The organism is Streptomyces sp. NPDC007907, assembly GCF_042959365.1.
GTDB classification, from domain to species: Bacteria; Actinomycetota; Actinomycetes; order Streptomycetales; family Streptomycetaceae; genus Streptomyces; species Streptomyces indiaensis.
In genome coordinates, this window is the sequence record NZ_JBIBKR010000009.1 from 288,774 (window position 1) to 299,967 (window position 11,194).

10 protein-coding genes are annotated in these 11,194 nt (G+C 70.3%); 2 read left to right on the forward strand and 8 right to left on the reverse strand.

Annotated elements, in window-relative coordinates; all coding sequences use genetic code 11:
• Positions 1 to 12 precede the first annotated feature (12 nt).
• Entirely contained in the window at positions 13 to 1,065 is a 1,053-nt protein-coding gene (locus ACFZDI_RS33020) for a LacI family DNA-binding transcriptional regulator (RefSeq protein WP_234848460.1), read from the forward strand.
• A gap of 232 nt (positions 1,066 to 1,297) precedes the next feature.
• On the opposite strand, the gene prcA is transcribed toward ACFZDI_RS33020, so the two are convergent.
• From prcA to arc, 5 genes are all read right to left on the reverse strand, one after another.
• A complete protein-coding gene (gene prcA, locus ACFZDI_RS33025; RefSeq protein ID WP_391255673.1) occupies positions 1,298 to 2,038 on the reverse strand; it encodes a proteasome subunit alpha in 741 nt (246 codons plus the stop codon).
• Between the two features lie 67 nt (positions 2,039 to 2,105).
• A complete protein-coding gene (prcB, locus tag ACFZDI_RS33030; protein WP_234848458.1) occupies positions 2,106 to 2,951 on the reverse strand; it encodes a proteasome subunit beta in 846 nt (281 codons plus the stop codon).
• Between the two features lie 335 nt (positions 2,952 to 3,286).
• Entirely contained in the window at positions 3,287 to 3,505 is a 219-nt protein-coding gene (locus tag ACFZDI_RS33035) for a ubiquitin-like protein Pup (protein WP_019757212.1), read from the reverse strand.
• Positions 3,506 to 3,683: 178 nt separating this feature from the next.
• On the reverse strand, positions 3,684 to 5,195 hold the full coding sequence (dop, locus tag ACFZDI_RS33040) for a depupylase/deamidase Dop (protein ID WP_344368674.1): 1,512 nt from the start codon (positions 5,193 to 5,195) through the stop codon (positions 3,684 to 3,686).
• A 234-nt stretch (positions 5,196 to 5,429) separates the two neighbouring features.
• Entirely contained in the window at positions 5,430 to 7,196 is a 1,767-nt protein-coding gene (arc, locus tag ACFZDI_RS33045; protein WP_234848457.1) for a proteasome ATPase, read from the reverse strand.
• 245 nt (positions 7,197 to 7,441) lie between these two features.
• On the opposite strand from arc, the gene ACFZDI_RS33050 reads away from it, so the two are divergent.
• Positions 7,442 to 7,747, forward strand: coding sequence for a ferredoxin (locus ACFZDI_RS33050; protein ID WP_391255678.1), 306 nt, complete (start codon positions 7,442 to 7,444; stop codon positions 7,745 to 7,747).
• Between the two features lie 59 nt (positions 7,748 to 7,806).
• Here the strand turns inward: ACFZDI_RS33050 and ACFZDI_RS33055 are convergent, their stop codons facing one another.
• From ACFZDI_RS33055 to ACFZDI_RS33065, 3 genes are all read right to left on the reverse strand, one after another.
• Positions 7,807 to 8,385, reverse strand: a complete 579-nt coding sequence (locus ACFZDI_RS33055) for a hypothetical protein (protein WP_391255681.1) — start codon at positions 8,383 to 8,385, stop codon at positions 7,807 to 7,809.
• Positions 8,386 to 8,705: 320 nt separating this feature from the next.
• Entirely contained in the window at positions 8,706 to 9,608 is a 903-nt protein-coding gene (locus tag ACFZDI_RS33060; RefSeq protein ID WP_031108685.1) for a tRNA (adenine-N1)-methyltransferase, read from the reverse strand.
• Positions 9,609 to 9,647: 39 nt separating this feature from the next.
• Complete coding sequence (locus ACFZDI_RS33065; protein WP_391255956.1) at positions 9,648 to 11,129, reverse strand: site-2 protease family protein; 1,482 nt, start codon at positions 11,127 to 11,129, stop codon at positions 9,648 to 9,650.
• Positions 11,130 to 11,194: the final 65 nt, after the last annotated feature.

Consider the following 11,194-nt stretch of genomic DNA (forward strand, 5'->3'; position numbering starts at 1 on the left):
CTCATACGTACCATGTCCGCTGTTCACGAGTCCAGACGAAGGAGCGCGCCGACGGTGGCACGAGGCAGCACCCGACCCACGAGCCGGGACGTCGCCCAGGCCGCCGGCGTCTCCCAGGCGGCCGTGTCGCTGGTCCTCGGCGACAAATGGCGCGGCCGGGTCTCCGAGGCCACGGCGGAGCGCGTCCGGGAGGCCGCCCGCGACCTCGGCTACCGCCCGAACCTGGCCGCCCGCAACCTGCGCCTGGGCCGCACCCGCACGGTCCTCCTGGTCGTCCCGGCCCTCACCACGGAGTTCTTCGCCGGCGTCTACACGGGCGCCGCCCGGGTCGCCGCCGAGCACGGCTTCGGCGTGGTCCTCTACCCCTCCCCCGAGGGCATCGGCCCGGCCCGTGACCCCTTCGCCTCCGCGCAGTCCGCGCTGGACGGCGTGATCGCCTCCTCCATGGCCGCGGACGCCCTGACCGCGATCCGCGGCGAGGCGCTCCCGCTGGTGATGCTGGACAGTGACCCGGCCGGGAGCCTGGGCGCGGCGACGGTGAACCTGGACATCGCCGACGGCATCCGGCAGGCCGCCGGGCATCTGCTGTCCCTCGGACACCGGCACTTCCTGCACCTGGCGGCGGACGTGCCGTCCTGGACCTTCGAGGTCCGCGCCCGGGAACTGGCGGCGCGGCTGGACGAGGTGCCGGGTACGACGGTGCGCACGGCGCGCTCACCGATCTCCATCGAGGGAGCGGTGCGGGCCGCCCAGGCCGCCCTCTCCGCCCCCGGCGACCGCCCCACCGCCGTGCTCTGCGACGACGACCAGCTCGCGGCCGGCACGTACAAGGCGGCTCGCCGGCTGGGGCTGCGGATCCCGGACGACCTGTCGGTCACGGGCGTCGACGACCTGGCGCTGGCCACGGCGATGGACCCGGAGCTGACGACGGTCCACCTGAACGCGGAGCTGTTCGGGGAGCGGGGTATGCGAGCCCTGCTCGCCGTCCTGGAGGGCCGTGAGCCCGAGGCCGGGGACATCCCCGTGCAGCTGGTCGTACGGGGCTCCACGGCACCGCCACGCTAGCCGTGCCCGGCGCAGCCGCCGAGGCCGGGTGGGTCCGCAACCCGGCGGAGCGGGGTGCCGCTGCGCCCCCTCCCCCAAGCTCTCGGCTTCGCTCGACCAGGGGGGACCAGGGGGCCTCATCGCCCCCAGCGGCACGCCTGCCCGCAGCCCGGGCGAGCCACGGCGCACCCGTACGCGGCGACGCGCCCCGGCCGGGATCCCACCGGCCGGGGCGCGTCGCACCGCGTCAGGACTACTCGGCGTCCTCCGACGCGGCCTCGTCTTCGCCGCCGGTGCCCGCGGCGAGCAGGCGGGACAGCTGAGGCCCGCTGATGCGCTTGAACTTGCGCTTCTGCGGTCGGGTGCGGTCCAGTACGGCGACTTCCAGCCGCTCCGCGGGGATCTCCCGCTCGCTGCCATTGGTGTCGCGGGACAGCGCCTGCACCGCCAGCTTCAGCGCCTCCGCGAGGGTCATGCCCTCCTGGTGACGCTGGTCCAGGTAGCTGCTGATCTGCTCGGCGTTGCCGCCGACCGCGACCGAGCCGTGCTCGTCCACGATGGAGCCGTCGTGCGGCAGCCGGTAGATCTGGTCGCCCTCGGGCGTCTCCCCGACCTCGGCGACGACCAGCTCGACCTCGTAGGGCTTCTCCGCGGCGCTGGAGAAGATCGTGCCCAGCGTCTGCGCGTACACGTTCGCCAGGCCCCGGGCCGTCACGTCGTCCCGGTCGTAGGTGTACCCCCGCAGATCGGCGTAGCGCACGCCGCCGATGCGGAGGTTCTCGTACTCGTTGTACTTGCCGGCGGCCGCGAAGCCGATCCGGTCGTAGATCTCGCTGAACTTGTGCAGCGCACGGGACGGGTTCTCGCCGACGAACACGATGCCGTCGGCGAACTGCAGCACGACCAGGCTGCGACCACGGGCGATGCCCTTGCGGGCGTACTCCGCCCGGTCGGCCATGGCCTGCTGGGGGGAGACATAGAACGGCGTCGACACCGGTTATCCGTCCCTCTCTTGAAGATTGCGTCGGTTCACTGGACCACCCTCACGAAGACGATCGCCGCTACAGCAGCGCGGCCCGCGGCCCGTCGGGCTGCTCCAGCCGCCGCTCCAGAACCGAGCGCGCGATCTCGGACGCCTCGTTCTCGGTGAGCCGGCGGAAGCCGTCGTCGGTGATCACGGTGACGATGGGATAGATCCGGCGGGCGACATCGGGACCACCGGTCGCCGAGTCGTCGTCTGCCGCGTCGTAGAGCGCCTGGACCACGAGCGTCGTGGCCTCGGCCTCGCTGAGGTCGTCCCGGAAGAGCTTCTTCATCGCGCCCCGCGCGAAGATCGACCCGGAACCGGTTGCGGCGTAGTTGTGCTCCTCGGAGCGGCCGCCGGTGACGTCGTAGGAGAAGATGCGGCCCTTGCCGCGGTCCACGTCGTACCCGGCGAACAGCGGCACCACGGCCAGGCCCTGCATGGCCATGCCGAGGTTGGAGCGGATCATCGTCGACAGCCGGTTCGCCTTGCCCTCCAGGGACAGCTGCGCGCCTTCGACCTTCTCGAAGTGCTCCAGTTCGAGCTGGAACAGCTTCACCATCTCCACCGCCAGGCCCGCCGTGCCGGCGATGCCCACCGCCGAGTACTCGTCGGCGGGGAAGACCTTCTCGATGTCCCGCTGGGCGATGACGTTGCCCATGGTGGCGCGCCGGTCGCCGGCGAGGACCACACCGCCGGGGAACGTCACGGCCACGATCGTGGTCCCGTGCGGTGCCTCGATCACGCCCTGGGTGGGGGGCAGTTGCCGGTTGCCGGGGAGGATCTCCGGCTGGTGCTCGGACAGGAAGTCCATGAAGGAGGAAGACCCTGGCGTCAGGAAGGCAGCTGGTAGACGCCCGGTGCTACGAGTGTTGGCTTCCACGCGATTCCTTCCACGTAAGCGACAGCCCGCCCTGTGACGTCGGGCCGATCCTTGGAACAAACCCCGGTCCGGTTGCCACCGGGGGCTCGGTATGCCTCGGACCCTACCCGTCCTTCGGCGGTGATCCACATGCCCGGCGGGACCAACTCCGCCGGAGCGACGCCGCACTTGCCCGCCGCGCACACGAGCGGCCGGCGGACCGTGGGACCCACCGACGCCCGGAGCGCCGCACATCAGGGCATCACGTCAGACGGTGCCCCGCGCGCAGCGCTCCGCGCTTCGGCCGGTTCTCACTCACGCACTCCGTTCACCTTCGGAATGAAGGCAGATGCGTCTTACTGGCCACCCTTTTGAACGAAGGACCGCACGAAGTCCTCGGCGTTCTCCTCAAGTACGTCGTCGATCTCGTCCAGGACCGAGTCCACGTCGTCGCTCAGCTTCTCCTGACGCTCCTTGAGGTCCTCCGAAGCCTGCGTCTCCGCCGCCTGCTCCTCGACCTCCTCGGTGGACCGGGTGGCCTTCTGCTGTCCGCCGCCGGTGTCCTTGGTCGCCATATCCCTCACCCCGCTCGGTTCGCCCGACACAGTTGCTCGGTCAAGATCAGACCCTACTCGCCGGGTCTGACCATGGCCCCGCAGTTGCTCCAACGTACGGGGACCACCTCGATGATTCCCGGACCAGGGATTTTCCACCCTGTCCGGCGGGCCCCTCCCGAGTACCCGCGATCTGCGCTCACCCCCCGGACAGGACCCTGACCAGGTCTTCCGCGGTGCGGCAGCGGTCCAGGAGCTCCTTGACGTGATTACGCGTTCCGCGAAGCGGTTCCAGGGTTGGGACCCGTTGCAGCGAGTCCCGGCCGGGCAGATCGAAGATCACCGAGTCCCAGGAGGCCGCCGCGACGTCGTCCGCGTACTGCTCCAGGCAGCGGCCGCGGAAGTAGGCCCGCGTGTCCTCCGGTGGCGTCGTACGGGCCCGCTCCACGTCCGCGTCGGTCAGCAGCCGCTTCATGCGCCCGCGGGCCACCAGACGGTTGTACAGGCCCTTCTCGGGCCGTACGTCGGCGTACTGGAGGTCGACCAGGTGCAGGCGCGCCGCGTCCCAGTCGAGGCTGTCCCGGCGCCGGTAGCCCTCCATGAGCTCCCGCTTGGCGACCCAGTCCAGCTCTCCGGCCAGGCTCATCGGGTCGTGCTCCAGACGGGTGAGGGTGTCCTCCCAGCGCGACAGGACGTCCTTGGTCTGCTCGTCCGCGTCGGCGCCGTAGCGCTCCTCCACGTACTTGCGCGCCAGCTCGTAGTACTCCATCTGCAACTGGACCGCCGTGAGCGTACGGCCGCTGCGCAGCGTGATGACACGCTTGAGGGACGGGTCGTGCGAGACCTGGTGGAGGGTGCGGACGGGCTGGTCGACGGCCAGGTCGACGGCGATGAAGCCGTCCTCGATCATCGACAGCACCAGCGAGGTCGTGCCCAGCTTGAGGTAGGTCGAGATCTCCGACAGGTTCGCGTCGCCGATGATCACATGCAGCCGCCGGTACTTCTCGGCGTCCGCGTGCGGCTCGTCGCGGGTGTTGATGATCGGGCGCTTCAGCGTCGTCTCGAGGCCGACCTCGACCTCGAAGTAGTCGGCTCGCTGGCTGAGCTGGAAGCCGTGCTCGTGCCCGTCCTGGCCGATGCCGACGCGGCCCGCTCCGGCGAAGACCTGACGGGAGACGAAGAACGGCGTCAGGTGGCGCACGATGTCCGAGAAGGGGGTCTCCCGCTTCATCAGGTAGTTCTCGTGCGTACCGTAGGACGCGCCCTTGTTGTCGGTGTTGTTCTTGTACAGGTGGATCGGCTGGGCACCGGGCAGCTGCGCGGCCCGTTCCGCGGCCTCCGCCATGATCCGCTCGCCGGCCTTGTCCCAGAGGACGGCGTCCCGGGGATTGGTCACCTCGGGGGAGCTGTACTCGGGGTGCGCGTGGTCGACGTAGAGCCGCGCACCATTGGTGAGGATCACGTTGGCCAGGCCGATGTCCTCGTCGGTGAGCTGGCTGGAGTCGGCGGCCTCGCGGGCGAGGTCGAAGCCTCGCGCGTCCCGCAGCGGGTTCTCCTCCTCGAAGTCCCAGCGAGCCCGCCGGGCCCGGTGCATCGCCGCCGCGTAGGCGTTCACGATCTGGGACGAGGTGAGCATGGCATTGGCGTTGGGGTGGCCGGGGACGGAGATCCCGTACTCCGTCTCGATGCCCATTACTCGCCGTACGGTCATGCGGCCCTCCTTGCCCGGCGGCACCCTCGGTCGTGGGCGCCACTCAGATACCGCTGGCGCTCGGTTGCGTGTGCGGTGCCCGTCCCCGCACTGCGCGACTCGGCGGTACGCAAGAGCCTAGAACGCCTTTGCGCTGGTGGGGAGATCATTTGCGTCATTGCGTTGCTCCAGCCGTGGCCCGGAAAACAGTCGGCTGCGGGTACCCGCCGAGGGCACCCGCAGCCGCCCTGCCTTTTACAGGTACTGGCCGGTATTCGCCACCGTGTCGATGGAGCGTCCGGTGTCCGCACCCTGCTTTCCGGTGATGAGCGTACGGATGTACACGATCCGCTCGCCCTTCTTTCCGGAGATCCGGGCCCAGTCGTCCGGGTTGGTGGTGTTCGGCAGGTCCTCATTCTCCTTGAACTCGTCCACGCAGGCCTGGAGGAGGTGGGAGACGCGGAGGCCCTTCTGGTTCTTCTCGAGGAAGTCCTTGATCGCCATCTTCTTGGCGCGGCCCACGATGTTCTCGATCATGGCGCCGGAGTTGAAGTCCTTGAAGTAGAGGACTTCCTTGTCACCGTTGGCGTAGGTGACCTCCAGGAAGCGGTTCTCCTCGGACTCGGCGTACATCTGCTCCACGGCCGTCTGGATCATGCTCTGGACGGTGGTGGCCTTGGAGCCGCTGTGCTCGGCGAGGTCGTCGGAGTGCAGCGGGAGGCGCTCGGTGAGGTACTTGCCGAAGATGTCCTTGGCCGCCTCGGCGTCCGGACGCTCGATCTTGATCTTCACGTCGAGCCGGCCGGGCCGCAGGATGGCGGGGTCGATCATGTCCTCGCGGTTGGAGGCGCCGATCACGACCACGTTCTGCAGGCCCTCCACACCGTCGATCTCGGCGAGCAGCTGGGGGACGATGGTGTTCTCCACGTCCGAGCTGACACCGGAGCCACGGGTGCGGAAGAGGGACTCCATCTCGTCGAAGAAGACGATGACGGGTGTGCCCTCGCTGGCCTTCTCACGGGCCCGCTGGAAGACGAGGCGGATCTGCCGCTCCGTCTCACCGACGTACTTGTTCAGGAGCTCGGGGCCCTTGATGTTGAGGAAGAAGCTCTTGCCTGCGGCCTGGCCGGTCACCTCGGCGACCTTCTTGGCCAGTGAGTTGGCCACGGCCTTGGCGATGAGCGTCTTGCCGCATCCGGGAGGCCCGTACAGCAGGACACCCTTGGGCGGCCGCAGTTCGTGCTCCTTGAACAGGTCGGGGTAGAGGTACGGCAGCTCGACCGCGTCGCGGATGGCCTCGATCTGGCCGCCGAGACCGCCGATCTGCTCGTAGCCGATGTCGGGGACCTCTTCGAGGACGAGTTCCTCGACCTCGCTCTTCGGGACGATCTCGTAGACGTAACCCGAGCGGGGTTCGAGCAGCAGGGCGTCACCGGGCCGGATGTTCACGTCCAGCAGTGGCTCGGCGAGCCGTACCACCCGCTCCTCGTCGGTGTGACCGAGCACGAGGGCCCGCTCGCCGTCCTCGAGGATCTCCTTGAGGGTGACGATGTCACCGACGCGCTCGAACTCCATGGCCTCGACCACGTTGAGCGCTTCGTTGAGCATTACTTCCTGGCCGCGCCGGAGCTCGTCGAGCTCGACGCTGGGGCTGACGTTCACCCTGAGCTTGCGGCCGCCGGTGAAGATGTCGGCGGTGCCGTCCTCGTTCGCCGTCAGGAAGACCCCGAAGCCGGCCGGCGGCTGCGCGAGCCGGTCGACTTCCTCCTTGAGGGCCACGATCTGGTCCCGGGCCTCACGGAGCGTGTTGGCGAGTCGTTCGTTCTGCGCGGACACGCCGGCCAGATTGGTCTGCAGCTCGACGATCCGCTCTTCGAGAATCCTCGTGTGTCGCGGAGAGTCGGCGAGCTTGCGCCGCAGGACGGCGATCTCCTGCTCAAGGTAGGCGATCTGCCCGGCCGGGTCGTCGGACCCGCGTCCCGGGCGGATGCCGCGGTTCATGTCGTCGTCGTGGGCTGCCACGGTCCTCACCTCCTCCAAGGGGAGCTGGACGCTTCCAGACCCTACCTGGGCGGGTGTCGATTGAAACCCCTAGATCACAAAGACGGTCGGGGTGTGTCCGATCTTCACCCTTGCGCTCTCCCTCACGCCAGGGGAATACCCAGCGAACATGATTGGAACCCAGCCGGAGGTAGGGTCGAACTGTTCAACACCCGCCGGAGCTGGCCGGATTCCCGATGCGGCTCGGCGGAGAAACGGCAGGAGAGATGAGCGTGCAGCAGGTGGCCGGGGCAGCGGGCGAGGAGCTGGAGGTCTGGATCGACCAGGACCTGTGTACCGGTGACGGCATCTGCGCCCAGTACGCGCCCGGGGTGTTCGAGCTGGACATCGACGGTCTGGCCTATGTGAAGAGCGCCGACGACGAGTTGCTCCAGGACAAGGGAGCGACAACGCCCGTTCCGCTGCCGCTTCTCACGGACGTGATCGACTCCGCGAAGGAGTGTCCGGGCGAGTGCATCCACGTACGGCGGGTTTCGGACAGGGCCGAGGTCTACGGACCGGACGCGGAGTGACCACTTCTCCACGTACCGTTACTACTGTCTGATATCTCACACGCGGCGTCTCACACGCCTCACACGCTGCGCGCCCCGGCGGGCGTCGAGCGGACGAACGAGCCGTCGTGCCAACGCCATTTCACGTCGCTCTTCACGTCCGGGCAGCAACGCGGCACGTCGGCCGAGGAGTAGCCGAGGAGCGTGGCCTTCACGGCTCCGTCCGAGACGGCGAAGTCGGTGACGGTGGTGCCGTCCTTGGGATCGAGCAGAGTCGCCACGACGCGCGGCTTGGCCCCGTCGGCGTCGCGGGTCACGACGTACACGCCGTCCGGCGGGGTGCCCATCGGGGAGTCGCAGTGGACCACGGCCACCGTTTCGGACCGGCCGTCGCCGTCCAGGTCTCCGGAGGCCCGCTTCTTCACCACGGCCTTGACCGGGCCGCACTCGACGGGGAACGCCACCGCGGCCGGGTCGGGCGGAGTCAGGTGTGCCGGGGCGCTCTTGGTCTGGGGAGCGGCGGGCTGGGCCGCCGTCGCCGCGCCGGGCTGCAGGACAGAGGAGAAGGCCACGACACCGGCGACGGCCGTGGCGGTGGCGAGCCAGTGGATGGGGCGGGTGTGGGTGTGGGCGAGCTCCGGGACGGCGGAAGACTGCACTAGGAGGGTCTCCTGAGGCTGTGCCGGTGGGGTGGCCAGCATGGTGCCACACGTCACAGCGCGAGGGAACGGCGGGGTGTGCATCTTGTGCGCCGGGGAAGTCAGAAGGGTTACGGTTCCTGCCGCTGTGTCAGCGGACCGACGGGGCCGGGCCCGCGCTACGACCCGCCCGGGGCCGTCACGGCCTGCCCGGCAGGTCAACGGCGTCGGAGGCGGGTTGACCCGGGGGCGGCAACAGAAGGGCGCCGTGCCGGAGTTCCCGGGACGGACCCGGGAACTCCGGCACGGCGCCGGTGCGTTGGAAGCGGTGACGGGCCGCCTCAGCGGCCGGCGCCGCCGTCGGCGTTGGGACCCGCGTAGTCCTCGCCGTACGCGCCCTTGGCGGGGCGGCGGCGGCGCATGGGCGGCTCGACGCCGTCGGCGAGGCGGCGGGCGGTGAGCAGGAAGCCGGTGTGGCCGATCATCCGGTGGTCCGGGCGGACGGCCAGGCCCTCGATGTGCCAGTTGCGGATCATCGACTCCCAGGCGCTCGGCTCGTTGAAGCAGCCGATCTCGCGGATGGACTCGACGGTCCGGGCCAGCTGGGTGGTGGTCGCCACGTAGCAGCACAGGATGCCGCCGGGGACGAGCGCCTTGGAGACGGCCTCCAGGCACTCCCAGGGAGCCAGCATGTCCAGGATGACGCGGTCGACGTCGGCGTCGGACAAGTTGTCCTGGAGGTCGCCGACGGTGAGCTGCCAGGCGGGGTGCGGGCCGCCGAAGTAGCGCTCCACGTTCGCCTGGGCGATCTCGGCGAAGTCCGCTCGGCGCTCGTAGCTGTGCAGCATGCCCTGGTCACCGATGGCCCGCAGCAGGAAGCTGCTGAGCGAGCCGGAGCCCACGCCCGCCTCCACGACGCGCGCGCCGGGGAAGATGTCGGCGAAGGCCAGGATCTGCCCCGCGTCCTTGGGGTAGACCACGGCGGCGCCGCGGGGCATGGACAGGACGTAGTCGGGGAGCAGGGGGCGCAGCGCGAGGTAGGCGACGTTCCCCGTGGTGCGGACAACGCTGCCCTCGGGAGCGCCGATCAGTTCGTCGTGGGGGAAGGAACCCTTGTGGGTGTGGAAGTTCTTCCCGGCCTCGAGCGTGAACGTGTAGTGGCGGCCCTTGGGGTCGGTCAGCTGAACCTGGTCCCCGACCTTGAAGGGCCCGCGCCTGCGGGCGGCACCGGTCGGTTCGGACATGTGACCAGCCTACCGGTCCCCGGGAGGGGCTCCGACCACTCAGCTGGGCCTGGCCATCGCCTTCACGAAGGCCCGTTCCACGTCGGCCGCCGACAGCACGCCGTAGATCTCCCCCGTCTCCTCCACGACCAGGTACTCGGTCGCGGGCGTCGCGCGCAGGGCGTCGAGGAGTTCCTCGCCCGACAGTTCCGCCGAGACGCGCATGCCGTCGGTGAGGTCCTGGGCGAGGCCGCTGACGGCGACCCAGGGGCGGCGGTGCTCGGGGACGCCGACGATGGCGGCCTCGCGGACGAGGGAGAGGGGGTGGCCGTCGGCGTCGACGACGACCAGGGCGCGGGCGCCGGCGGCGTTGGCGCGGCGCAGGGCCTCCGAGAGCGGGGTGTCGGTCTCGACGGGGACGGCGCGTCGGGTGAGGGCGCGGGCCTGCAGTTCGGGGAGGTGCTCGCGCAGGCGGGCCATGCGCAGGCTGTTGCCGGCGCCGGTCCAGATGATCGCGGCGAGGATGGCGGCGAGCAGGGCGTCGAGGACGGTGTCCATGCCGACGTTGTCGACTGCGTCGGTGCCGAGCGCGCCGGACTGGGTCAGCAGCGGCAGTCCGATGAGGACGGAGACGGCGAGGGCGCGGCCGACCCAGGCGGCGGCGATGGTGCCCTTCATGGGCTTGCCGGTGATCTTCCAGACGACGGCGCGGAGCATGCGGCCGCCGTCGAGGGGCAGGCCGGGCAGCAGGTTGAACGCGGCCACGATGAGGTTGGAGATCATCAGGCCTGCGAGCAGGACGCCCGGGACGGTGCCGGGTTCCACGGCCAGCAGGGCGGCGTAGAAGATCCCGGCGAGGACCAGGGAGAGCAGGGGCCCGACGAAGGCCAGCACGAACTCGCGGCCGGGGGTCTCGGCCTCCTTCTCGATCTCGGAGACGCCGCCGAAGAACTGGAGCTGGATGCGGCGGACCGGGAGCTTGAAGCGGAGGGCGGCGACCGTGTGGGCCAGTTCGTGCACCAGGACGGAGGCGTAGAAGGCGACCGCGAAGAACAGGGAGACCAGGTAGCGGGCGGCGCCGAGCTCGGGCAGCACGCGCTCCAGCTGGCCGCCGAACACCCAGGTGATCAGCGCGGCGACGAGGAACCAGCTCGGCGCGACGTACACGGGCACCCCGAAGGGCCGCCCCATGAGCAGCCCGCCCCGGGGCTCGGGCCGCTGGGGGGCGGGGCCCTTGCCGTCGGCGGAGCGCGCGAGGGGGCGGTCGTCGTGGGGGTCGGGGTGGCCCAAGTCCGAGGCGCCGTGATCACCAGGACCCGGGGCAGGGGCCTTGCGCAGCCGGTCCCCCTCCGGCGCACCGGCGGAAGCCGCCGAGTCCGGCCCGCCGGCGTAGGCGCGGTCGGGGTGTGTGTCGCGCTCGGTGGGGGTGGAGTCGGGGTCCGCTGCCGGCTCGCGCTCCGTGGAGGCGGGGGCGATGCCGTCGTCCGGCGTCCGGCCAGCCGGAGTCCGGTCGCCCGGAGTCTGCCCGTCCGGGGTCCGCACGTCCCGAGTCTGGTGGCCCGGGGTCTGGACGTCCGGGGTCTGGTCGCCCCCAGTCCGCTCGTCCG